The sequence below is a fragment of the Pseudomonas sp. GW460-LB5 genome, assembly GCF_059423245.1.
On record NZ_JBWKXT010000029.1, the window covers coordinates 35,753 to 58,855 of the forward strand.

At 61.2% G+C, this 23,103-nt stretch carries 24 protein-coding genes and 1 pseudogene; 13 read left to right on the forward strand and 12 right to left on the reverse strand.

The window, feature by feature from the left end; genetic code table 11:
• Positions 1 to 489: 489 nt before the first annotated feature.
• Positions 490 to 1,071 (reverse strand): hypothetical protein, encoded by a 582-nt coding sequence (locus AC07XM_RS18055; protein ID WP_054902838.1) that lies wholly within the window; start codon positions 1,069 to 1,071, stop codon positions 490 to 492.
• Between the two features lie 476 nt (positions 1,072 to 1,547).
• Positions 1,548 to 2,000, reverse strand: coding sequence for a helix-turn-helix domain-containing protein (locus AC07XM_RS18060; protein ID WP_054902837.1), 453 nt, complete (start codon positions 1,998 to 2,000; stop codon positions 1,548 to 1,550).
• Between the two features lie 322 nt (positions 2,001 to 2,322).
• Here AC07XM_RS18060 and AC07XM_RS18065 point away from each other — a divergent pair, with 322 nt between their 5' ends.
• The 3 genes from AC07XM_RS18065 to AC07XM_RS18075 all read left to right on the forward strand — a co-directional run bounded on the left by AC07XM_RS18065 (position 2,323) and on the right by AC07XM_RS18075 (position 3,658).
• Entirely contained in the window at positions 2,323 to 2,760 is a 438-nt protein-coding gene (locus tag AC07XM_RS18065) for a DUF6957 family protein (protein WP_054902836.1), read from the forward strand.
• A 141-nt stretch (positions 2,761 to 2,901) separates the two neighbouring features.
• Positions 2,902 to 3,243: a hypothetical protein gene (locus AC07XM_RS18070; RefSeq protein ID WP_054902835.1), complete on the forward strand. Its 342-nt coding sequence runs from the start codon at positions 2,902 to 2,904 to the stop codon at positions 3,241 to 3,243.
• Between the two features lie 223 nt (positions 3,244 to 3,466).
• A complete protein-coding gene (locus AC07XM_RS18075) occupies positions 3,467 to 3,658 on the forward strand; it encodes an MbcA/ParS/Xre antitoxin family protein (RefSeq protein ID WP_054902834.1) in 192 nt (63 codons plus the stop codon).
• Between the two features lie 232 nt (positions 3,659 to 3,890).
• Here AC07XM_RS18075 and AC07XM_RS18080 read toward each other — a convergent pair.
• A pseudogene (locus tag AC07XM_RS18080) lies at positions 3,891 to 4,661 on the reverse strand (mechanosensitive ion channel family protein); the annotation flags it as partial.
• Between the two features lie 103 nt (positions 4,662 to 4,764).
• Here AC07XM_RS18080 and AC07XM_RS18085 point away from each other — a divergent pair.
• Positions 4,765 to 6,126 carry a DEAD/DEAH box helicase gene (locus AC07XM_RS18085; RefSeq protein WP_023047768.1) on the forward strand — a complete coding sequence of 454 codons (1,362 nt, stop codon included), beginning with the start codon at positions 4,765 to 4,767 and terminating at the stop codon, positions 6,124 to 6,126.
• A gap of 121 nt (positions 6,127 to 6,247) precedes the next feature.
• On the opposite strand, the gene AC07XM_RS18090 is transcribed toward AC07XM_RS18085, so the two are convergent.
• From AC07XM_RS18090 to AC07XM_RS18100, 3 genes are all read right to left on the reverse strand, one after another.
• A complete protein-coding gene (locus tag AC07XM_RS18090; RefSeq protein ID WP_102689265.1) occupies positions 6,248 to 6,520 on the reverse strand; it encodes a hypothetical protein in 273 nt (90 codons plus the stop codon).
• A gap of 89 nt (positions 6,521 to 6,609) precedes the next feature.
• A complete protein-coding gene (locus tag AC07XM_RS18095) occupies positions 6,610 to 6,903 on the reverse strand; it encodes an addiction module antidote protein (protein ID WP_016488543.1) in 294 nt (97 codons plus the stop codon).
• Positions 6,896 to 7,198 (reverse strand): type II toxin-antitoxin system RelE/ParE family toxin, encoded by a 303-nt coding sequence (locus tag AC07XM_RS18100; protein WP_102689264.1) that lies wholly within the window; start codon positions 7,196 to 7,198, stop codon positions 6,896 to 6,898. The genes AC07XM_RS18095 and AC07XM_RS18100 overlap by 8 nt, the downstream gene beginning before the upstream one ends.
• Before the next feature lie 175 nt (positions 7,199 to 7,373).
• Between AC07XM_RS18100 and AC07XM_RS18105 the strand changes: the two genes are divergently transcribed.
• Both AC07XM_RS18105 and AC07XM_RS18110 read left to right on the forward strand, forming a co-directional pair.
• A complete protein-coding gene (locus tag AC07XM_RS18105) occupies positions 7,374 to 7,769 on the forward strand; it encodes a hypothetical protein (protein WP_016498447.1) in 396 nt (131 codons plus the stop codon).
• A gap of 106 nt (positions 7,770 to 7,875) precedes the next feature.
• Positions 7,876 to 8,802, forward strand: a complete 927-nt coding sequence (locus AC07XM_RS18110; RefSeq protein ID WP_102689263.1) for a DMT family transporter — start codon at positions 7,876 to 7,878, stop codon at positions 8,800 to 8,802.
• Positions 8,803 to 8,849: 47 nt separating this feature from the next.
• Here AC07XM_RS18110 and AC07XM_RS18115 read toward each other — a convergent pair whose 3' ends face one another.
• A complete protein-coding gene (locus AC07XM_RS18115; protein ID WP_102689262.1) occupies positions 8,850 to 10,019 on the reverse strand; it encodes an MFS transporter in 1,170 nt (389 codons plus the stop codon).
• A gap of 106 nt (positions 10,020 to 10,125) precedes the next feature.
• Between AC07XM_RS18115 and ptrR the strand changes: the two genes are divergently transcribed.
• Both ptrR and AC07XM_RS18125 read left to right on the forward strand, forming a co-directional pair.
• Positions 10,126 to 11,019, forward strand: a complete 894-nt coding sequence (ptrR, locus tag AC07XM_RS18120; RefSeq protein WP_016488538.1) for a putrescine utilization regulator PtrR — start codon at positions 10,126 to 10,128, stop codon at positions 11,017 to 11,019.
• Positions 11,020 to 11,143: 124 nt separating this feature from the next.
• Positions 11,144 to 11,272: a PA1414 family protein gene (locus AC07XM_RS18125; RefSeq protein WP_009683677.1), complete on the forward strand. Its 129-nt coding sequence runs from the start codon at positions 11,144 to 11,146 to the stop codon at positions 11,270 to 11,272.
• Positions 11,273 to 11,371: 99 nt separating this feature from the next.
• Here AC07XM_RS18125 and AC07XM_RS18130 read toward each other — a convergent pair whose 3' ends face one another.
• Together AC07XM_RS18130 and speB are read right to left on the reverse strand one after the other, a co-directional pair.
• Positions 11,372 to 12,751: a sodium:solute symporter family protein gene (locus AC07XM_RS18130; protein WP_016488537.1), complete on the reverse strand. Its 1,380-nt coding sequence runs from the start codon at positions 12,749 to 12,751 to the stop codon at positions 11,372 to 11,374.
• A 131-nt stretch (positions 12,752 to 12,882) separates the two neighbouring features.
• The gene (gene speB / locus AC07XM_RS18135; protein ID WP_016498452.1) at positions 12,883 to 13,833 is read right to left on the reverse strand and encodes an agmatinase; all 951 of its coding nucleotides are present in this window, start codon (positions 13,831 to 13,833) and stop codon (positions 12,883 to 12,885) included.
• A gap of 225 nt (positions 13,834 to 14,058) precedes the next feature.
• Between speB and AC07XM_RS18140 the strand changes: the two genes are divergently transcribed.
• From AC07XM_RS18140 to AC07XM_RS18150, 3 genes are all read left to right on the forward strand, one after another.
• Complete coding sequence (locus tag AC07XM_RS18140) at positions 14,059 to 14,952, forward strand: LysR family transcriptional regulator (protein ID WP_016488535.1); 894 nt, start codon at positions 14,059 to 14,061, stop codon at positions 14,950 to 14,952.
• 136 nt (positions 14,953 to 15,088) lie between these two features.
• Positions 15,089 to 16,654: a methyl-accepting chemotaxis protein gene (locus AC07XM_RS18145; protein WP_102689261.1), complete on the forward strand. Its 1,566-nt coding sequence runs from the start codon at positions 15,089 to 15,091 to the stop codon at positions 16,652 to 16,654.
• Between the two features lie 64 nt (positions 16,655 to 16,718).
• On the forward strand, positions 16,719 to 17,318 hold the full coding sequence (locus AC07XM_RS18150; protein ID WP_016488533.1) for a tRNA-uridine aminocarboxypropyltransferase: 600 nt from the start codon (positions 16,719 to 16,721) through the stop codon (positions 17,316 to 17,318).
• A 171-nt stretch (positions 17,319 to 17,489) separates the two neighbouring features.
• Here the strand turns inward: AC07XM_RS18150 and AC07XM_RS18155 are convergent, their stop codons facing one another.
• The 3 genes from AC07XM_RS18155 to AC07XM_RS18165 form a co-directional block, all read right to left on the reverse strand.
• The gene (locus tag AC07XM_RS18155; protein ID WP_016488532.1) at positions 17,490 to 18,848 is read right to left on the reverse strand and encodes a TolC family outer membrane protein; all 1,359 of its coding nucleotides are present in this window, start codon (positions 18,846 to 18,848) and stop codon (positions 17,490 to 17,492) included.
• A 311-nt stretch (positions 18,849 to 19,159) separates the two neighbouring features.
• Positions 19,160 to 19,525 (reverse strand): YbaN family protein, encoded by a 366-nt coding sequence (locus AC07XM_RS18160; RefSeq protein ID WP_016488531.1) that lies wholly within the window; start codon positions 19,523 to 19,525, stop codon positions 19,160 to 19,162.
• Positions 19,526 to 19,532: 7 nt separating this feature from the next.
• Positions 19,533 to 20,120 carry a YecA/YgfB family protein gene (locus AC07XM_RS18165; protein ID WP_010955200.1) on the reverse strand — a complete coding sequence of 196 codons (588 nt, stop codon included), beginning with the start codon at positions 20,118 to 20,120 and terminating at the stop codon, positions 19,533 to 19,535.
• Positions 20,121 to 20,365: 245 nt separating this feature from the next.
• Between AC07XM_RS18165 and recQ the strand changes: the two genes are divergently transcribed.
• Together recQ and AC07XM_RS18175 are read left to right on the forward strand one after the other, a co-directional pair.
• On the forward strand, positions 20,366 to 22,513 hold the full coding sequence (recQ, locus tag AC07XM_RS18170; RefSeq protein WP_016488530.1) for a DNA helicase RecQ: 2,148 nt from the start codon (positions 20,366 to 20,368) through the stop codon (positions 22,511 to 22,513).
• 150 nt (positions 22,514 to 22,663) lie between these two features.
• Positions 22,664 to 23,101: a MarR family transcriptional regulator gene (locus AC07XM_RS18175; protein ID WP_016488529.1), complete on the forward strand. Its 438-nt coding sequence runs from the start codon at positions 22,664 to 22,666 to the stop codon at positions 23,099 to 23,101.
• The last annotated feature ends 2 nt before the right edge of the window (positions 23,102 to 23,103 follow it).

The window sequence follows — 23,103 nt, forward strand, 5'->3', positions numbered from 1 at the left end:
CCAGTGAATGGCTTAATGAGCGCCTGAATTTCTTCTGCTTTCAGCAATCCCAATGGTAGCGTCGCTCAAGTGCCCGTCTGAACGAGGCCGAGTCAACCCAGGAGATTACAAGCCTGCAAGTCGTACCGTTCGCGTCCTCTCGGATACTGATGTCTCCTAGGGAAGTCCCGCTATGATGCTGAAAATACATTGTGATCAAGTCCTGTGCACACTGGCGAACACACTCTAGGCGACGGGATTGACAGAAAAATGATGGATTGATGACGCCACTGAGAGGTACCAGCGGCAGTAAGCATGGCGGATCGTGCTGTCCGCAGTCCTAGTAGGAGTTGTCTGATCGCGGGTGGTCAGAAGCTAGGAATGAAGTGGCCCTGTTTACCAGGTACGAGATGAGAAGCCACAGCAGGGTTACGATGCTGTCCGGATGGATAAGATATGTGAGCTGCGAAAGGATGGAGGCGGGCGACCGACTGATCGCCCGCCGGAGGGTTAAATCAGGCCGCTCTTCTTCTGCGCGCGACGGATTCTGCGTTTGATTTTCTGAAGGGGAGGATCGGTGACGACCAGGTGCTCCTTCAGGAACAGTGAGGGGAAATTGGCTTTTGCTAGCGCCACTGGGACGGCTGCAAACGACCCCCAGTTCCACCGCCAGGCTGACAGCTCAGCGCCGGTCTCGATCACATAGAGCGGCTCTTCATAAAACGCGCGGAAGTCCATGATCGCCAATTGCTCGTAACCGGGCTTGGGCATACGAACCTCCCTCCCGTTTCTATCCCATCCAATGAAGTAAGAGTCATAGCCGATCGACTTGCCGTCAAAATGACTGAACCGCACATGCGCGATACCCTCTTCGGGAACACGCAAGGCGCAGATTTTCTTCATGAGCGTAGTGTAAAAGTCACCGAGGCGGTCGGATGGCGCCGTCTTCAGGCAGCCCTTGAAGTGCTCATAATCTTGGTAGCCCAGGCGCTGAGCCAGGTAACGAAGGTACTGGGTGTGTTTGAGCTTTGGGGCATCCGCAACCTTGGTGGTTTTAAAGGTTTCCAGGATGGTTTCGGCATTGAAACGCATGACATTGACTCCGGTGTCATGGCCGAAAAAGCACTCGTTAGACGAGATCTTTGCAGATCAGACGCGCTTTGCTGAGCTTGCTGCTAGCCGGGCTGGCCACGGGGAGTAATGTGGTAAGCAGGCACAACACCGTGCTTTCCCAACACAGCGGGGCGGTATACGGCAACCTGGGCACTTGGCCCTCGTCAGCAGGATAGCAAGGCTTCGAATTTGGGTGCAAGCGCTCTATCATCGTTCCTTGCTGCTTTAATACTTTGTGCTAGGGATGCGAAGTTTGGCTAGGTTGAGGGTGTGCTGATCACAGTGGCACGGGCCTGATCTTTGGCATCTGCTGCTGCAGAGGAGCTCGCCAGCAGGCTGGGCGTGGCTCTTTTGGGCATCAATACTTTAAGGGTCGCAGGCCCACTCCTCAGAGTGCATCCATACGGCTACTACGCTTGGCTGGCCGCGCTTGAAGCGGACAGGTCGAGAGAGGGTTAGCATTTTCTCCAGTAACGGCTCAGAGTGGATCTAGGTAAGTCCAGCAACGCCATGGCCTCTGATTGAGTCTTGCCCTCAGCCTTCAGCGCCTGCACCTTCAACAAAACTGCCTCAGCGCTCCTGGTGCGAGGATGTGCTTGCTTGACTGGCTCGGTGGGGAGTGGCGCATCGATCAGCTCCATGCGCTCCAACTGGTCGAGCGCCTGCTCCAGAATCTGCCTCGCGGTTTTCTGCTCATCAGCTGCGTGCACGAGCGCCAGGAAAGCGATCGGATGCAAGTTCAGCGCTTTCGCGAGCTCTTGGCTGGTTTCCAGAGTGGCATTGGATTTCAAGCCTTCCAGTCGACTGATGTGTGACTGAGTCACACCTCCAGCGACATCGTATTGCGAAAGCTGCTGCTGCTCTCGCAAAAGCTGGAGCACGGCCGCAAAGGCATCTCGAAGACTCATTTCATCCGCCCTGATAAAAGCGGAGGGTATGCCGCGTTTGCGTGCGCTCACTCAAATGTATATATTCATCGCTGTGGGAATCAGGTGGCTCTGTCAGCTTCGGCTGTAATTGGGGGTAGCCCTCTGACCGCAGGCCCTGGCCCGGAGGGGGCTCTTCAATATATCTCTAAATCGTAAATGAGTAGCGTCACCGTGTGGCAAGCCTCGGCCCGCACTCTGTGTGGCCCGTTAGCTATCCATCAACGATGAAAATTGATCTTTTCTTGTCCGAATCATCATGTCGAGGCGGTTTAGCTGTGCGTTGGAGTAAGCGAGGAAGGCGGTGGAATCAGTTCTAATTGCAGACATCCTGTACGGGGAGGCACGGAATCTTAATGGGTCGAGCCTCAGCGATGGCGACCTCATTAGCATCGTTCAAAAGGACTTTTCCGACCGTGCAGTTTGTGTGGTGAGGCAGTGGTTGTTGCTGGATGTTTTGCTGGCCGAGGGCATGCGCGCTGAGATCGAAGGGGAGGGGCGTCAGCCCACCATTCTCTACGCCCACAACGTGGTCTTTGATAACCGAGAATGCATTCCCGCGGGGGACGGTCTTGTGACCGATTACGAGCGAGAATTCTACGGCTGCCTGTTTGAAACCGGGGATGTCTTGGTGGTGCTTGCCGGCCGTGGTGGACGCAAATATGTGAGTCAGCCTGCGGTGGCCGCGCTGAAAAATCCCGACATTCGAAGTGCCGCAGGATTGCTGGTGCACGATCTTTAACGCCTGCAGGTGCCGCTTTCCTCCCTGGTCGTGCAATGGGGCCGCAAGCTCCAATATTCGTTTCTCTGCGCTGAGAAGCAGTGCTCAGTCGGGTGACCGGTTTTGACGTCGGGGCAGTAACTATTAAAGGAAATTTTCAGGGTGAGTAAGCTTAGAGTTCCGCCGTTTACCAATAAGCCGGCTTGGAGTGACTGCGCCGCGATACCGAGCGGTGTCGCAAAAGCCATGGACACGCAGTTCGACGTGACCGTAACGGCCTATCTTTCCTCTGTGCAGTACGGGGAGGGGGAGGCGTACATGATCGGCGTGATTTTTGGCGACGACCGTAAGCGGTTTACTGATGGCTCGACAATTTGCACATCAATAATTATGAAGACTGAAGAGCGGCGGGGCTACTTGATAGTCCACACCATGAACAGTTGTTATGTGATATGCGACTGGGCGGCAAGTAATGGGAAGGAAAATCTAGGCTTCGTTCATTGATGTTCCTGCCTGAGCTGGAGTTTGAAAGGAGTGAACTTCAGGATGTGGGTTTGCGCTGTCTCATTTTCTCAGAATTTACCAGTGAGGCGGTGCTGGTTTTCAGAAGGTGTTCAAGTGAGCGGGAAATGCAGGAATTTACTTAGGTCTGGCATCGTATGTCACGCCTAGCTAGCTCGGGTTGAGCGATTTTGGACGACCAACACCAAGGGCTGGGAGGGCATCTATGGATCGGATTGAGCGCCTCTGGCTGCGGGCTGAGCAGGTGTTTGGTGACAGAGCCAAAGCTGCCGTTTGGTTGTCGCAGCCTCGGGCCGCATTTGAAGGTTGCTCTGCGCTGGAGCTTGCACGTGAGGAGGCTGGCAATCGTCTGGTCGTCCAGACCCTGGAGCGGATTGCTCACGGCTACTGCTGCTGACAAGCATGACGTAACTACGCGTCATCGCGAAATCAACTGCGAGAATAGCAACGGATATTGAGCGCGGATCTTGCCCACAGGGGGAAGCGGAATGGGGCTCAAGGCGCGGGCTGGGCGGGAAAGGGGTTACGCAGGAGGGTGGCAGATAGTATATGAATTGGTAGTATGTGTACTATCTATGAGGCCAGGGTTTACGGGGTCTGTGGCGTAGGTAGTATATTATCCGCGGTTATAGACCACGGTTGCGGAACGACTCGCTCATCAGGCGCCAGGTGGGGATGGAGACAATCGTCTTGTCGAAGTTCTGCACCTTCACCGTGTGCAGGGTAATGTCCACCACGTCGCCATCGGCACCCACCTGCGGCATTTCGATCCAGTCACCCACGTGCAGCATGTCGTTGCTGGTGAGTTGCACGCTGGCGACGAACGACAGCAGGGTGTCCTTGTACACCAACAGCAGCACCGCCGACATGGCACCCAGGCCCGACAGCAGCAGCAACGGCGAGCGGTCGATCAAGGTGGCGACGATGACGATGGAGGCGAAGATCCACAGCATCATCTTGGCCAGTTGCACATAGCCCTTGATCGAGCGGGTGCGGGCGTGTTCGGTGCGGGCGTAGATGTCGAGCAGGGCATCCAGCAGGCACGACAGCGCCATGGTCATGAACAGCAGGGTAAAGGCCAGGGCCACGTTGCCCAGGAAGTGCTGGGCAGTGTCGGACAGCTCTGGCACCAGCTTCAGGCCGAACTGGATCACCAGCGACGGCGTGGTTTGCGCCAGGCGGTGGAACACTTTGTTGTGGCGCAGGTCATCCAGCCATTTCAGCGCGGGCTGGCGGGCCAGCAGGCGGGCGCCATGCAGCATCAGGAAGCGCGCCAGGCGGCCGAGGATGAGGGAAATCAGCAGCAGCACCGCCAGGCCAATGGCGGCGTGCAGCATCGGGTGTTGGTCGAGGGTGCCCCACAGGTCGAGGGAGTCACGCCAGATTCGTTGTATATCCATGGGCTTGCATACAGTCTTGTTGCGAAACGAAGGGCCATTAGAGCGCGGATGGCGACAAAGTTGCCAAAAGAAATTCGGCTAAGGCGGCAGAAAACGTTACCCTATGCAACTGAATTTCCCGCACTTGCCTGAGGTTACCTCCGTGTTCTCCCAATTCGCCCTGCATGAACGCCTGCTTAAAGCCGTGGCCGAGCTTAAATTTGTCGAGCCAACCCCGGTGCAGGCCGCGGCCATCCCCCTGGCCCTGCAAGGGCGCGACCTGCGCGTGACCGCGCAGACCGGCAGTGGCAAAACGGCGGCCTTCGTGCTGCCGCTGCTCAACCGCCTGGTTGACCTGAAAGGCGGGCGCGTCGAGATCCGTGCGCTGATCCTGCTGCCGACCCGCGAGCTGGCCCAGCAAACCTTGAAGCAGGTTGAGCTGTTCTCGCAGTTCACCTATATCAAGGCGGGCCTGGTTACCGGCGGCGAGGACTTCAAGGAACAGGCCGCCATGCTGCGCAAGGTGCCGGACGTGCTGATCGGCACCCCGGGTCGCCTGCTTGAGCAGCTCAACGCCGGCAACCTTGACCTGTCCCACGTGCAGGTGCTTATCCTCGACGAAGCCGACCGCATGCTGGACATGGGCTTTGCCGAAGACATGGAGCGACTGTGCAAGGAGTGCGAAAACCGCGAACAGACCCTGCTGTTCTCCGCCACCACCGGTGGCGCGGCCCTGCGCGACATCATCGGCAAGGTGCTGAAAGACCCTGAGCACCTGATGCTCAACAGCGTCTCGCAGCTGGCCGAGGGCACCCGCCAGCAGATCATCACCGCCGACCACGACCAGCACAAAGAGCACATCGTGCAGTGGCTGCTGGCCAACGAAACCTTCGACAAGGCGATCATCTTCACCAACACCCGCGCCATGGCCGACCGTATCTACGGTCACCTGGTGGCCAAGGACGTGAAGGCTTTCGTGCTGCACGGCGAAAAGGACCAGAAAGACCGCAAGCTGGCCATCGAGCGCTTCAAGCAGGGCAGCTCCAAGGTGCTGGTGGCTACCGACGTGGCGGCTCGCGGCCTGGACATCGACGGCTTGGACCTGGTGATCAACTTCGACATGCCTCGTAGCGGTGACGAGTACGTGCACCGCGTGGGCCGTACCGGCCGTGCCGGTGGCGAAGGCCTGGCGATCTCGTTGATTACCCACAACGATTGGAACCTGATGTCGAGCATCGAACGCTACCTCAAGCAGCAGTTCGAGCGCCGTGTCATCAAGGAAGTGAAAGGCACCTACAGCGGGCCGAAGAAGGTCAAGGCCTCGGGTAAGGCTGTTGGCGCCAAGAAGAAGAAAGTTGATAAGAAAACCGGCGACAAGAAAGCTGCCGCCAAGCGCAAGCCAACCGCCAAACCGCGGGCCAACGCACCGCTGGCCAGCGCTGACGGCCTGGCGCCGCTGAAAAAGCGCAAGCCTGCTGCTGAATAAGTAGCGATCAAGGCCCTATTGCCGGCAAGCCAGCTCCCACAGGGAAACCACAGACGCTGAATTCAGCTGACCTGTGGGAGCTGGCTTGCCGGCGATGGAGCTATCGAAGGCAACCCGTCAATCACTCGGCCTTCTTCTCCGCCGTTTTCAGTTCCTTGATCCGCTGGTCTATCAGCTGGCACTTGTCGGGCAAGTCCTTGCTCGCCGTTCCTAGATCCATCCCTTGAAGCTCGTCGTTGATCTCCTTCGCCTTCTGCGGGTTCTGCTCGGTCAACTGGGTAACCAACCCGGCCAGCTCTTCACGTTTCTGCGTGGCTTCTTCCGGTGTGCAGGCCCAGGCGGGCAGGGCGCAGGAAAGTGCAATGACGCAGGTAATCGGCAGCAGCGGTTTCATCCTTTTTACCTCTAGCGATGGCTATGCGCGGTGGAACGATGCGGCGGCAAGCAAGTTCAACCTTGGCGACCGATGGCGCAGATGCGTTGTCAGCCAGCGAGGTGAGGCCGCGCCGTCATGTCTATTCCCAATGCCTTCATCACGGTCAGAAACGACTTCAGCGTGGGGTTGCCATGCTCGCTGAATGACCTGTAAAGCTGCTCTCGGGACAGCCCCGTCTCTTTCGCCAGTTCGCTCATGCCCTTGGCACGTGCAACCACGCCGACAGCTTTAGCGACATAGCTGGCATCGCCGGTTTCAAGTGCATCGGTCATGAACTGCGCGATTGCTTCAGGTGTAGTGAGGTACGCGGCAGGATCGAATTCAGAGAAGGTTTCAGTCATTTTGCATCCTCCACGAACGCAGAATCTGGTGGGCAACCTTGATTTCTCGCTTTTGACTGCTTTTGTCGCCGCCACAGAGCAGAATGACGAAGGTGCTGCCCGTCTGATGGAAGTACACCCGATAGCCGGGACCATAGTGAATTTTGAGCTCACTCACGCCATGGCCTACCGGAGATACGTCGCCCGGCAGACCCTCCATCAACCGGTTGATCCGAGAAATGATTCGGGCTCTGGCGCTTAAGTCCCGTAGTCCGGTCCCCCAATGCCTGAAACTGCTGGATTCGATTTTCTTCATCGAGTGAATGTAGTTTATAAACTACACCAGGCGAGGCAGCAAATGGTTTCTGTCTATTGCTGCCTACGCGGCTTCAGACCGTGGCATCCATCCAGCCTTCATCTTTCGGAACACCGCTTGCGCCGGCAGGTCCCAACCTGTGTACCCCTTCCGTCCACAGCAGGAGCCCGTAGCCATGAGCATCGCTTACGATTGGGACCTGATCGAACGTTTGCTGCACGAAGTGCAGAACGGCGCCGGTCATAGCTTTACGCCACGCCCCTATGCCGAACAGCACGCCGCGGCCCAGGCCGCCAAGGGTGAGCCGGTGGGAGACCTGGACCACCTTAAAACCCATGCCTGCGAGTACGAAAAGCTGCTGTTCGAGCGTGGCTTCATCGAAAGCCGGCCTGAAGAAGAGGGCGGCAATGGCGAAAACTTTGTGCTGACCGAGCGTGGTTTACGCTTGCTGAGCCTGATCGACAGCAGCATCCCGGGCTTCGAACACCCGCGCCAGGTGCTGGACGAACAGGCGGATGCGCTGGATGAAGCCACCTTCGAACAGGTGTCTTCGAAGGCGCAGATCGCTTGAGGTCGTTTTGAGGCTGGCAACAGCGGGTAGGGAAGCCCGATAATCGGTAGCTTCTGAAGACTGCCGAGCCTATGCCCATGCCTGCGAACACCCCTGAGGCCCGCCTATGAGCGCGGTCCGCAAGAACCCAGACGCCTTTGCCTTTCAGGTGATGCTGGGGCTGTGCCTGATCTGGGGTTGCCAGCAGGTGCTGATCAAGACCGCCGCGGTCGACGTTGCGCCGGTGATGCAGGCCGCGCTGCGCAATGGCATTGCCGCTGTGCTGGTGGCGCTGATGCTGTGCTGGCGCGGTGGCTGGGAGCAGGTTGGCATCACCTGGCGGGCCGGGTTGCTCGCGGGCGGGTTATTTGGCGTGGAATTCCTGTTCATTGCCGAGGGCCTGAAGCTGACGTCGGCGGCGCACATGTCCGTGTTCCTCTACACCGCGCCGGTTTTTACCGCGTTGGGCCTGCACTTTCGGCTGCCCAGCGAGCGCCTGCGGTTGTTGCAGTGGCTGGGCATTCTGTTGGCCTTCGGTGGCATTGCCATGGCGTTTGCTGGCGGCATGTCGTTCGAGGAAATGGATGGACGCATGCTGCTGGGTGATGCCTTTGGCGTGATCGCCGGGCTGGCCTGGGGCGCTACTACAGTCGTGGTGCGCTGCTCGCGGCTGTCGGAAGCACCGGCTACCTTGACCTTGTTCTATCAGCTGGCGGTGGGTTTTGCCGGCCTGTTGCTGATTGCTCTGCTAAGCGGGCAGATCGGTGCCGTGTCGCTGACACCCTTGGCGATGGGCAGTGTGCTGTTCCAGGGCATTGTGGTGTCGTTCATCAGCTACCTGACCTGGTTCTGGTTGCTGCGCAAGTACCTGGCGTCCAACCTGGCGGTGTTTTCGTTCATTACACCGCTGTTCGGGGTGACCTTTGGGGTGCTGCTGCTGGACGAGCCGCTAAGCGTCAATTTCGTGATCGGCGCGCTGTTGGTGTTGCTGGGCGTGGTTCTGGTGAGTGCCGAGCCTTGGGTGAAGCAACAATTGCGCAAGCTGGTGGGTTGAAGGTTGCCTGTGCTGGCCCTATCGCCGGTACAGGCAAAACCAATTAATCAGGCTGAGCGGGTTGCCGCCTGGCAACCTTGGATACGCTGCCCGCTGGAGATCACCAGCACGCCCGCCAGCCCCAGCCCCATCGCCGCCAGCATCAACGCCGGCTGCAGGCCGCCGCTGTAATGGCTGCTGACCGCCGCCAGCAACGGCCCGCTCAACTGCCCCAGGGCAAAGCACGCAGTCAGCAGCCCGGCATTGCGCTGTGTGGCATGCGGGGCCAGCTCCCGCGAGCGTTGCATCACCAATTGCATGCAGGCCAGGAACGGCCCGCCACACAGCACCACACCCAGCGCCAACCCGATCCCGCCGCCCACCAGGCAGGCCAGTACGCCCAGCCCTTGCAACCACAGGGTGGCGGTCAGCCAGGCCGAGGTGCGCCCGTTACGGCGCAAGCTCACCAGCACCACCCCCAGCGCTGCCGCCAGGCCAAACGCCGGCCAGAACAGGTCGGCCATCCACTGCCCGCGGAACTGCTGGTTGGCCATTTGCGACAGGAAAGTGGCCGGCAGGATGTAACCCACGCCGTACAGCGTATATACCAGCGCCAGGCGGCCAATGCCGGCGCTGCGGGCCGGGCCCGGGTGCGCTGGCGAGGGAGTGGGGGCAGCTTGCAGCGCGCGTGGCAGCCAAGGCCGTACGGCCAGCAGCATCACCAGCGCAGCCACGGCGTAGATCAACCACAGTGCTGCCGAACCCAGCCCCAGCAGATGCGCCAGCAGTGCCAACAGGCCGGTCAGCGCAATGCCCAGGCCGGGGCCTGCAAACACCAAGGCACCCCGCCGTTGGCGGTTGTGGGCGTTGGCTACCTGCTGGCTGAGGCTGGTGATCATCACCAGCACCCAGGCACTGGCCACGCCGGTGCCAAAGCGCAGCAGCAGGTGGCTCCAGAAACCGTCGGCGGCCCATGAGGCCAGGGTCAGCAGTACGCACAGCCACAGCCCGCCGTGCAGGCGCAGGCGCACCTGGCCAGGTGTGCGGGCGAACATGGCGTCCACCGCGCCAATGAAATAGCCCAGGTAGTTGGCGGCCGCGACCAGCCCGGCGACCGTCAGATCGAACTGGCCTTCGGCGATCAGGTGCGGCAGTTGCGGTGTGAGGGCGAAACGGCCGATGCCCATGGCCATCATCAACGCCACGGCGCTGGCCAACAGTTGAGTGAGTGGCGACATGACAGGTCTCCTGCGTGGAATTAAGCGATGACTGGCAGGTTAGGGCGGTTTCATTTTCAATAAAATTGAATAATGATGATCAAGTTGTTCTGTTTTGGAGAATGTTGTGGAATTCAGCCAGCTGCGTATCTTTCAGGCTGTGGCCGAGGAAGGCTCAGTCACCCGTGCTGCAGAGCGCCTGCATCGGGTGCCGTCCAACCTGTCCACGCGCCTTCGCCAGCTTGAGGAGCAACTGGGTGTCGAGTTGTTCCTGCGCGAGCGCCAACGGCTCCAGCTGTCGCCGGCGGGCAAGGTGCTGCTGGAGTACGCCAACCGCCTGTCGGCCTTGCGCGACGAGGCGCTGGCCGCTGTACGCGGCGGCGAGCCGGCCGGCGACTTCGTGCTGGGGACCATGTACAGCACGGCTGCCACCCACCTGCCAGCGTTGCTGGCGCGTTATCACCAGGCCTACCCCGCAGTAAACCTGCAGGTGCGCGCAGCGCCCAGCGGCGAGCTGCTGGAGGGCCTGCTTGGCCACACCCTGGACGCTGCCCTGGTGGATGGCCCGCCGAACCTGGCCGGGCTGGATGGCGTGCCGTTGTGCGAGGAACAACTGGTGCTGATCACCAGCCCCGAGCACCCGGCGGTGCAAACCGCCAGGGATGTGGCGGGCAAGGCGGTGTTCACTTTCCGCCAGGGCTGTTCTTACCGCATGCGTCTGGAGGCGTGGTATGCCCATGCCCACACGCCCATGGGCCGGGTGATGGAGATCGAGTCGTACCAGAGCATGCTGGCCTGCGTGATCGCGGGCGCAGGCGTGGCGATGATGGCCCAATCGATGCTCGACAGCCTGCCTGGGCGTGACCGGGTGAGGGTGCACCGGCTGCAGCAGCCGTTCGATCAGGCGGTCACCTGGCTGATGTGGCGTCAGGGCATGCGTGGGGCGAATCTGCAGGCATGGATCGACTTGCAACAAAGCGAAACGATTAACCAGTCGTCGGAATGCGGCGCCAGGGCTTGATCCGCGTCAAAATGGCCCTTATCTGTAAGAGCATTGGCATGCGTAATACAGGACATCAGGCTATGATCTGTATGAACCATCCCAGGATTGATTCGCCGTGAGGCTGACCCGTCAAGGGGGCATTATGAATAAACCACTGTCCAACTGGCTCCACGACCTGGCGGTCGCCCTGGGGCTGATTCCACCACCCTTGCAGCCGGTGCCGATCCCGACTGATGAAGAGCAGCGCAAACGCCAGCCGCGTCGCCGCTGATATAAGACAAAGGCCGCAGCACCTGGGTGGGTGCTGCGGCCTTTTTTGTGTCTTGGAGTTTAGTGTTATCCCTGCCGGCGATAGGGCTTGAGGCTAATGTCAGGCCAGATTCACCGCACCGACTGTTTTGCGAGACATCAGGCTAACCGCCACAAAGCTCACCAAGCCGATCGCCAGGCTGTAGTAGATCGGCGTATTGGCCTCCAGCCCGTCTTTGAACATGAACAGCAGCGCGGTGGCAAAGCCCAGCGACATGCTGGCAATCGCGCCAGCGGTGGTTGCACGCTTCCAGAAGATCGCCCCGATCAGCGGGATCAGCATGCCGCCGACCAGCAGGTTGTAGGCCAGGGTCAGCGCGTTGATCACATCGTTGACCATCAGCGCGATGCCCAGCACCACCAGGCCGGTGAGCAGGGTGAACAGGCGGCTCATGCCCAGGCTCGACTGCTTGCCGCCACGCAGCTTGGGCAGCAGGTCCTCGGTCACAGTGGTCGAGGCCGCCAGCAGGCCGGCGCTGGCGGTGGACATCATGGCCGCCAGGGCCGCGGCCATCAGCAAACCACGGATGCCATCGGGCAGGGTGCTCTTGATCATCTCGGCAAAGGCATTGTTCGGGTTGGCCAGGTCGGGCATCAGCACATGCGCGGCCATGCCGATGGCGGCGCAGGCCAGGCCGTACACCACACAGTACACACCGGCGACGGTACCGGCACGCTGGCAAACCTTTTCGTCACGCGCAGTGAACACCCGCTGCCAGATGTCCTGGCCAATGAGGATGCCGAAGAAGTAGATCAGGAAGTAGGTGATGATGGTGTCCCAGCCAATGGTGGTCAGCTGGAAGCTGGCCGCTGGCAACTTGGCCACCAAGGTGTCCCAGCCACCTGCCTTGTACAGGCACACGGGCAACAGGATGAACATCAGGCCGACTGTCTTGATCACGAACTGGACGATGTCGGTAAGGGTCAGCGACCACATGCCGCCAATGGTGGAGTACAGCACCACCACACCGCCGCCGAGCAGCAGCGAAGCCCAGAAGGGCAGGTCCAGCAGCACCTGCAATACGGTGGCCATGGCCAGTGTCGAGGTGACGCCGATCATCAGCGCATAGGCCAGCATGATCACGGCGCTGGCCTGGCGTGCGGTCGGGTTGTAGCGTTGCTCAAGCACCTGGGTCACGGTGAAGATGCGCAGGCGCAGCAGCGGTTTGGCCAGGAACAGGTTGATGGCGATGATGCCCAGGCCAAGGGCCGCGCATAGCCAGAAGCCGGAGATGCCATGGACGTAGCCCAGGCGCACGGTGCCCACGGTAGAAGCACCACCAAGCACGGTGGTGGCCATGGTGCCCATGTACAGCACAGGGCCCAGGTTGCGCCCGGCTACCAGGTAGTCTTCATGGGTTTTTGCACGTCGCATGCCGTACCAGCCAAGCCCGAGCATGCCGGCGGTGTAGATCATTACAACAATGATGTCCAAGGCCATTGGGGTTCTCCCGATTATCTTTATTATGGCGAGATCGACCACGCGGGCGGCCACGGCCGCCGGCGGTCTTGTCGTGTTGTTGGCGGGCCTCTGTGGCCCTCCCTCATGGCTCCTGCCGGGGTGTAGCGGTGTTAACGACGCACGACGCCCGGAAGCACGCAGAGCATCTCGAACAGCAGGTTGGCACCGAGCAGCGAGGTATTGCCGGTGGTGTCGTAAGGCGGGGAGACTTCGACGAGGTCACAACCGATCAGGTCCAGGCCGTGGCAGCCGCGAATGATCTCCATCGCCTGGATGGTGGTCAAGCCGCCGATTTCCGGGGTGCCGGTACCGGGCGCCCAGGCCGGGTCGATGCCGTCGATGTCGAACGACAGGTACACCGGGCCGCCGCCGACCTTTTCCCGCACTTCGGCCATCAGCGGTTCCAGCGACTTGTGCCAGCACTCTTCGGCCTGGACCACGCGGAAGCCCTGGCGGCGGCTCCAGTTGAAGTCATCGGCGGTGTAGCCCTGGGCGCGCAGGCCGATCTGTACCACACGGTCGCAATCGAGCAGGCCTTCTTCCACGGCGCGGCGGAAGGTGGTGCCGTGGGCGATCTTCTCGCCGAACATGTGGTCGTTGACGTCGGCGTGGGCGTCGATGTGCACCAGCCCGATCTTGCCGTGCTTCTTGTGCAGCGCCCGCAGGATCGGCAGGGTGATGGTGTGGTCGCCGCCCAGGGTCATCGGGATGACATTGTGCTCGACGATTTCGTCGTAGGCTTCTTCGATGATGCGTACGGCGTCCAGCAGGTTGAAGGTGTTGATCGCCACGTCACCGATGTCGGCCACCGACAGCGAGTCGAACGGTGCGGCCCCGGTGGCCATGTTGTAGGGGCGGATCATCACCGACTCGGCGCGGATCTGCCGCGGGCCGAAACGGGTGCCGGAACGCAGCGAGGTACCGATGTCCAGGGGCACGCCGATGAAGGCAGCATCCAGGCCTTGGGCACTTTGCAGGTGGGGGAGACGGAGCATGGTGGCGATGCCGCCGAAACGCGGCATTTCGTTGCCGCCCAGTGGTTGGTGGAGAGTCTTGTCCACGGTGGGCCTCATCAGTCGGTCGATTGTTGTGTTTGTTCGAACCTGTGCCGCCGCGCGCCTCTCACGTGTGGTTTTGCCGGCGGGCAGGGACATTTCGGCCAAGTCTGCTGAAGGTAGTGCCGGGGAAGAATCGCTACCGACAAATACTTAGTTCAGGAATTTCTGAACTAAAGACGGGCAGAGCGGTTAGACTGCGCGCAAATACACCTGCGGAACCGTTGCACCATGGCCTCGACCTTGCCCGACCTGAAACTGCTGCGCATCTTTGTCAGCGTGGTGCGCCACCAGGGCTTCGCCAACGCCCAGCGCGAGTTGAACCTGTCGACCTCGGCCATCAGCACCTACATGAGCCAGTTGGAGGGCGCGCTGGGCATCGTGCTGTGCCACCGCGGCCGTGGCGGTTTCAGCCTGACCAGCAAGGGCGAGCTGTTCCACCAGGAGACCCTGCGGCTTCTGGCCGAACTGGATGGCTTCGAGCAGTATGCCGCTGCCCTCAAGGGCGAGTTGCGTGGCACCCTCAACCTCGGGGTTATCGACTCCACGGTCGGCGACCGGGCCTTGCCGTTGGCCGAAGCCATCGGCGCCTACAGCCAGGAGCACCCGGCGGTGCACCTGCACCTGTCGGTGTCCAGCCCTTACGAGCTGCAACTGGGCGTTCAGGACAACCGACTGGACCTGGCCATCGGTGCGTTCTCCTCGCGCATGAGCGGCCTGCTCTACCAGCCGTTGTACCGTGAACAGCACTGGCTGTATTGCAGCAGCCGCCACCCGTTGTATACCGAACGGCGCATCCCCGAGCCGGTAGTGACGCAGCAGCGCATGGTCGGGCGCGGCTACTGGAGCCAGGCCGAGCTGGCCCGGCATGGCTTCAAGCACAGCGCGGCGACGGTGGAGAGTATGGAAGCGCAGTTGATCCTGATCCTGTCCGGCGCCTATATCGGGTACTTGCCCGAGCACTATGCCCAGGCTTGGGTCGACAAGGGGGATTTGCGCGTGTTGTCGCCGTCCACCTTTGGCTACCAGGCGCCGTTCTCGCTGATCATTCGCCGTGGGCGTAGCCGTGAACCGCTGATCCAGACCTTCCGTGATCTGTTGAAAAGCCAGTTGAACGTGGGCTGAGCAGCGACGCATTCATGCATTCCGTCGGGCGACGTTAAATTCCGGCAAAAGCTGACCGCTAACCTGATAGCGCTCTGCTACATATCAACTTGCGCTGATGATTTTCCCCTTATTTCATCCTGCAAGGATCGCCCCGATGCGCATGAATTTGCCCGTCACTGAGCACGAAAGAACCTTCTCAAGCGATCAACGCCTGATTTCCACGACTGACCTCAACAGCCGCATCACCTACTGCAACGAAGCCTTCGTGGCGATCAGCGGATTTACCTATGACGAGCTGGTCGGCCAACCGCACAACCTGGTGCGTCACCCTGACATGCCTGCATCGGTGTTCGGGCATATGTGGGACACGATCAAGCAGGGCAAGCCGTGGATGGGGGTGGTCAAGAACCGGGCGAAGAATGGTGATTACTACTGGGTCAGCGCTTACGTCACGGCCATCTACGAGCAGGGCCGCATCAGTGGTTACGAGTCGGTGCGCTCGGTGCCCACGCGTGAGCAGATCCGCCGCGCCGAGGCGCTGTATGCGCGCCTGCGGGCCGACCGCGCAGCTGTGTCCTGGGCGGCGCGGCTGGGGCACGGGTTAGCCCATGGCTGGCCGTTGATAGCCGCAGGTCTGGTATCGGCAGGCGGTTACTTGTGGCTGCCGGCCTATGCAGCGCTTGGGGTGCTGATGGCCAGCCTGCTGTTGGCCTGGTACCTCGTCGAGCACCGGCAGAACCAGGCCATCCGCCGCACGTTGGCCGAGCATCCCAAAGCCTTCACCAGCCCGCTGGTGGCGCTGACCTACAGCGACAACCCGGGCCTGCAGGGCCAGCTTGACCTGGCCATCATCAGCGAGGAAGCGCGCTTGCAAACAGCCCTGACCCGCCTGGTGGACGCTGGTGTCGGGGTAAAGTCGCGGGCTGCGCAGTCCTCAGATTTGTCCGATGCCCAGGCGCAGATGCTTGACCGCCAGCGCAGCGAGACCGACCAGTCGGCCACGGCCATTGCGCAGATGGCCGCAACCATCCAGCAGGTCACTCACAACGTGCAGAGCACGGCGCATGCGGCTGGCGATGCCGACCAACTGGCGCAGCATGGCAGCGAGCTCGCGCTGCAGAGCCTCAGGGCCATGGGCAGTATGAGCGATGCCGTCAACGACATCGGTCAGGCGGTCAATGCCCTGGCCGAGCAGACCCAGTCCATCGGCAGCGTGGTCGATGTGATTACCTCGATTGCCGAGCAGACCAACCTGTTGGCGCTCAACGCTGCCATCGAGGCGGCGCGCGCGGGTGAGCAGGGGCGGGGTTTTGCCGTGGTGGCCGATGAAGTGCGTTCGCTGGCACAACGTACCCGTGCATCGACCGACGAGATTCACCACATCATTGCTTCGTTGCGCGCGGGCGCGGAACGGGCGGTTAGCACCGCCAGCCGGGGTGAGCAGATCTCGCGGGACAGCGTGCACAGCGTCGAGGCGGTGCAGACGGCGTTGAGCGGGATTGCCCAGGCGGTCAGCCGCATCACCGGCATGAGCCAGCAGATGGCGACGGCGTCGGAGCAGCAAAGCCATGTGGCCGAGGACATCAACCAGCAGATCGTGAGAATTGCCCAGCTGTGTGACCAGAGTGCCGGGCAGGCCAGGCAGGGTGCAGAAATCAGCCAGGACCTGGAGCGCATGGCGGAGTACCTGCATAGCCTGGCGGAGCGCTTCAACCGCTGAGATCGCTGGGGCCGCAAAGCGGGCCCCGGTTCTGTGGCACACTGTTCCCGCCAAGGAGAACCCCATGCCCAGACCCCGCTGCGAGCGCTGCCAGCGCCCGCTCGACCATTGCCTCTGCCCACTGATCCCCGCGCTCGACAGCCGCACCCGCGTCATCCTGCTGCAGCACCCCAGTGAAACCGCCCATGCCCTGAACACTGCGCGCCTTGCTGCCCTTGGCCTGAACAACGCCGAGCTGCGGGTGGGCGAGGTATTCGATGATCTGGGTGAATTGCTGGCAACGCCTGGTTACCGGCCGGCCTTGCTGTTCCCGGGCGATGACGCTCAGGTGCTGACAGCCTATGGCAAGGTCGATGACACGCCGTTGCTGCTGATCGTGCCCGACGGCACCTGGCGCAAGGCGCGCAAGCTGCTGTACATGAACCCGCTGCTGGAAGGGTTGCCGAGGGTGACGCTGGGGGCAGTCGCGCCTTCGCGTTATCGGCTGCGCAAGGCGCCGGAGGCGGGGGCGCTATCGACCATAGAGGCAGTGGTGGGGGCTTTGAATGCGTTGGAGCAACCTGCCAGCTTCGATGCGCTGCTGGCGCCGTTCGAGGCGTTGATCGAGGGGCAGATCAGGGCCATGGGGGTGGAGACGTTCCAGCGTAACCATGGTGAGGGTTGAGGTGCCCGTGAGGGCCCTATCGCCGGCAAGCCAGCTCCCACAGTTACAGTGTCAAGGCTCATGCTTTTATTCCCACAGGCAACTGCACAAAGTTTGAAGCCTATGCAGTACCTGTGGGAGCTGGCTTGCCGGCGAAAGGGCCGCAAAGCGGCCCCCAGAACTTGAAGCCGATCAACGCATCTCAGGTAGACGCGCCTCGGTACGCACTTCCGTGGTAGCCAGCGCCTCTGGCGGCAGCGAAATACGCTGTTTGCTCAACAGCTCACCCATGGTCGCCAGCACGCGGTAGCGCGAGAATTCCTCGGTATAGCGGACTTCGGTGTAACGGCGGTCGGCGTTGTACAGCTCGTTTTCACTGTCAAGCACGTCCAGCAGGGTACGCTGGCCCAGGCCGAACTGGTCCTGGTAAGCGGCGCGCACGCGCTTGGTGGTCTCGGCGTATTCACGCGCGGTAGGCAGCTGCTTGCTGGCATTGTTCATGGCGTTCCACGCCAGGCTCAGGTTTTCGGTCAGCTCACGCAGGGCGTTGTTGCGGATGTCCAGGGCCTGGTTGATCTTGTGCGCGTCAGACTGCAGGCGGGCCTTGTCGCTGCCGCCGCGGAACAGGTTGTAGTTCATCTCTACGCCGGCCTGCCAATCGTTGTTGTTGTGGCCTTTTTCGCCACCGGTGTTGTTGTTGGCACCGGTTGCAAGAATGGCGTCGAAGCGCGGGTAGAAGGTCGACTTGCCCACTTCGTATTGCTGCTCGGCGGCGTTGACGTCAGCCTGTGCCGATTTGATGTAGGGGTTGTTCTGGCGCATGCTGTCGCGCGCGCCGTCGAGGGTCTCAGGCACCTCGCCCTTGATGGTCGGCGGGCTTTCCAGTTCGTCCGGGGCACGGCCGATCACGCTGAAGAAGTTGGCCTCGGCATCGGCCAGGTCCACTTCGGCGGTATCCAGGTTGTTTTCCGCCAGGGCGCGACGGGCGCGGGACTGGTCGAGGTCGGCGGTGCTGCCAACGCCGCGCTCGTTACGCAGGCCGATCTGGTCGTTGACGCGCAGGTGGGCTTGCAGGTTGTTCTTGGCCAGGGTTACCAGCTCACGGCGCTTGAGCACTTCCAGGTATACCTCGATCGCACGCAGGGCGACATCCTGGGCAACTGCCTGGGTGTAGTAGGCGCGGGAGGTAGAAACCGCTTCGGTGCGGCCCACTTCGTTCGCGGTGTTGAAACCGTCGAAAATCATCTGCCGCAGGCGTAGCTCGGACTGGGTGTAGTTGAGGGTTTCCTTGTTGTGGTTACCCTCGGCACGGGTGGTGGCATTGTCCGAACGCTGGCGGCCATAGCCAGCAACCAAATCCACGGAAGGGTAGTAGCCACCACGCGCAAACTTGACGTCTTCATCGGCCGACAGCTTGCTGTTACGGTTGGAGCTTACCTGCGGGTGGTAGTCCACGGCGCTCTGGACGGCCTCGGTGATCGACATCGCCTGTACGTTGGCACTCGCCAGGGCCAACAGTAATGCACTGGTGATGGGGTTCAAAACGCGCATGGTACATCTCCCTGATCCTGGAATTGATCCTGCTGCTCGCCAAAAAAATGACGATAAAATTATCGCGTATAGTGTTGCAGGTTTTTAACAACACAGCTAAGTACATTCAACGCGATAGATAAGAAGATTTCTTCATATCAAATAGCCATATAAGACATATATTGTCTAACAAGGGCAGCGAAACTTTGTGCTGGCAAGCGCGCGAAAAGGCAAAAAAGCCAATGAATACAAGGCTTTTGTGTGGTTCCAGAACCATTTCGGATAAAGAAAACGACCGTTAGGCGAAAGTGATATTTGGCGACAAAAAAATGTCACTTCGGTGTGTGCAGGGTTTTCTGCCTGACGATATAGAGGCTTACCAATACAGCGCTGGTCAACATGAAGGCGCGTGCCCAGAACAGGGGCACCAGATAGCACGACAGGCCAATGCTGGCCCACATCAGGCCGATGGCGTAGACCTTGCCCTTGAGGGGGATGCCTTCACCACTGAGGTAGTCGCGGATCCATGGCCCGAGCTTCGGGTGATGGACCAGCCAGTGGTGAAAGCGCGGCGAACTGCGGGCAAAGCAGGCTGCCGCCAAAAGCAGGAAAGGGGTGGTGGGCAATACCGGAAGGAATATCCCCAACACCCCCAGCGCAACGCTGAGCCAGCCGATGGCCAGCAGCAGGTAGCGCACAGGCGACTCAGTGATGGCGTGGCTTGAGCAGCGCCGGTTTTTCGTCAGGGGCGTGCAGCAGCAGGAACAATGCGCTCAGCGCCTCGGGGATCTGGACGATCATGTCATCCTGCAGGTTGGCGTTGCTGGCGATGTCGGCGAACTCTGGCTGTTCGTCGAACAGGCCCGAGCCCACCATGATCGGCAGCAACATTTCGCTGACTTCTTCTTCGGCGTTCTCGAACCAGGCCTCTTCACGCAGGAACACGCCTTCCATGAAGCCAATGCACCAGCCGCGCAGGTCGGAATCATCCGGCTCGTCGGTCAGGTCGAGGTCGCATGGCAGGTCGAATTCTTCGTCGCTGGCCAGCTGGCGGGCGATGTGCGCTTTCAACGCCACCAGGGTGGCTTCGATCTCGGTGCGCTGGGCCTCGCTGGCGTAGTGCGGCTCTTCGGCGAACAAGGCGTCGATCCATTCGCGCTCGGGCACGTCCTCGGCGTTGATCGACAGGGCGGTCAGGTAGCCGTGGGCGGCGACGTAGTCCAGCGCCTCTTCGTGCAGCTCGTCGGCGTCGAGGAAGGCTTGCAGGCGGGTCAGTTGCTCGGCGAAGGACATTACAGGGCTACCTTGGGGAATAAACGATACCGAATTCTAGCACCAAGCAAGGGTAGCGGGGTAAAGGGAACGTCTATCACCATGGTGCCCTGTGCAGTGCGGTGCTGCGGTATACTCCGCGATTTTTCATGCAGGGGCAGATTTTATCGGCCCCTGGCAAAAACCGCTTACGCATTTGGCGTGTGCGGAGCGGGTTTTTCGTCCAGCCTGTATGCAGGGTGGTACGGCGATTTGTGGAGTTGCACATGCTCGAACAGGCTCAGCGCGTTCTCAAGGACATCTTCGGCTACGACAGTTTCCGTGGGCGCCAGGCAGCAATCATCGAATGCGTGGCCAATGGCGGCGATGCCCTGGTGCTGATGCCCACTGGTGGCGGCAAGTCGCTGTGTTTCCAGGTGCCGGGGCTGCTGCGCCCGGGCCTGACGGTGGTGGTCTCACCGCTGATTGCGTTGATGGACGACCAGGTCGCCACGCTGGACGAACTGGGCGTGTCGGCTGCCGCGCTGAACTCTACCCTGACGGCGGAGCAGCAGCGTGAACTGGCCGGGCGCCTGCGCCGTGGCGAAGTGAAGATGCTGTACCTGGCGCCGGAGCGCCTGGTGCAGCCGCGCATGCTCGATTTCCTGCGCGATCTGGACATCTCGCTGTTTGCCATCGACGAGGCGCACTGCGTGTCGCAGTGGGGCCACGATTTCCGCCCCGAATACCTGCAACTGGGGCAATTGGCCGAGCTGTTCCCGCATGTGCCGCGCATTGCGCTGACCGCCACCGCCGATATGCGCACCCGCGAAGAGATTGTCCAGCGCCTGCACCTGCAAGGCGCCGAGCGCTTCCTGTCGAGCTTTGACCGGCCGAACATCTTCTATCGCATCGTACCCAAGGAAGCGCCGCGCAAGCAGCTGATGGCCTTCCTTGGCGAGCGCCGCGGCAACGCGGGCATTGTGTACTGCCTGTCGCGCAAGAAGGTCGACGAAACGGCAGCCTTCCTCTGTGATCAGGGTTTCCCGGCATTGCCTTATCATGCCGGCCTGGCTGCCGAGACCCGTTCTGCCAACCAGCACCGCTTCCTTAATGAGGAAGGGTTGATCATGGTCGCCACCATTGCCTTCGGCATGGGTATCGACAAACCCAACGTGCGCTTCGTTGCCCACCTCGACCTGCCCAAGTCGCTTGAGGCCTATTACCAGGAAACCGGCCGTGCCGGCCGGGACGGCTTGCCATCCGATGCCTGGATGGCCTACGGCCTGCAGGACATGGTCATGCTCAAGCAGATGCTGCAGAACTCCGAAGGAGACGAGCGCCACAAGCGCATCGAGCAGCACAAGCTCGACGCCATGCTGGCGTTGTGTGAAGAGACCCGCTGCCGCCGCCAGTCGTTGCTGGCCTATTTCGATGAAATCCTCGAGCAGCCGTGCGGGCACTGCGACAACTGTGTCGACAACATTCAGACCTGGGACGCCACCGAGCCGGCCCGTCAGGCGCTGTCGGCGGTGTTCCGCACTGGCCAGCGCTATGGTGTCGGCCACCTGGTCGATGTGCTGTTGGGCAAGGACAACGAGAAGGTGCGCAATTTCGGCCACGAGAAGCTGTCGGTGTTCGGCGTCGGCAAGGGCCTGGCCGAGGTCGAGTGGCGTTCGTTGTTCCGCCAGCTGGTGGCGCGTGGGCTGGTCGACATCGACCTGGAGGGCTATGGCGGCCTGCGCCTGTCCGACAGCTGCCGGCCACTGCTGCGCGGCGAGGTGACCTTGCAACTGCGTCGCGACCTCAAGCCGCAGACCACGGCCAAGACCTCATCGTCCAGCGGTGGCAGCCCGGCCAGCCAGTTGGTGCGTGCCGAGGAGCGCGAGCTGTGGGAAGCGCTGCGTACCCTGCGGCGCAAGCTGGCGGAGGAGCACAGTGTGCCGCCCTATGTCATCTTCCCCGACTCGACGCTGCTGGAAATGCTGCGCAGCCAGCCGGTCAGCCTCAGCGATATGGCCCAGGTCAGCGGTGTGGGGGCGCGCAAGCTGGAGCGTTATGGCCAGGCGTTCCTCGAGGTACTGAACAACAGCGGTGGCACCGAAGAGGCGCCGAAAGTGGTACTCGACCTGCGCCACGAACTGGTCAGCCTGGCCCGGGCCGGCATGACCCCGGCACAGATCGCCGGGCAGCTCAACTGCAGCGAGAAGAACGTGTATAGCCTGCTGGCCGAGGCGTTGGGCCGCCAGGAGCTTAGCCTTGACCAGGCCCTCGACCTGCCGGAAGACCTGCTGATGGAAGTACAGGACGCCTTCCTGGACGGCGAGGGCGAACTGCCGCCGGTGTCGGCCATTGCGCCCCAGTTCGGGGCACGGGTGCCGGAGGGTGTGCTGTATTGCGTGCGTGCGGCGCTGGCGGCCGAGTTCGAGATGTGACGGGCAGTCAGATCGAGGGCAGAACCGCCATCTGCTGACCTTTGTCATGCTTTTTGACGATTATCGAACGGCGAAGGGCGCGCGAGCCTTGCCTCGTCGGAAAGGGCATGGTTAGCTGCCTAATAATTAGATCTGTTCAATGAGTTGCTTATGCCCCTGACCGACAACCAACACCGCTTCGGCATGCAGCTGGCCCAGATGTCCCGGGGCTGGCGTGCCGAACTGGACCGCCGACTGGCCGGGCTCAACCTGTCCCAGGCGCGCTGGCTGGTGTTGCTGCACCTGGCGCGTTTCGAAGAAGCCCCTACTCAGCGTGAGCTGGCCCAGAGCGTGGGCGTTGAAGGCCCGACCCTGGCGCGCCTGCTCGACAGCCTGGAAGCACAAGGGCTGGTGCGCCGGCAGGCGGTGGTGGAAGACCGGCGGGCCAAGAAGATCTTGCTGTGCCCGCCGGCCAAGCCGCTGATCGACCAGATCGAAACCATCGCCAACCAGCTGCGGTTGGAGCTTTTCACCGGGGTGGACGAGGCAGAGTTGCAGGTGTGCATGCGGGTGCATGCCACGATCCTGTCCAACCTCGAGAAGTCCTGAGG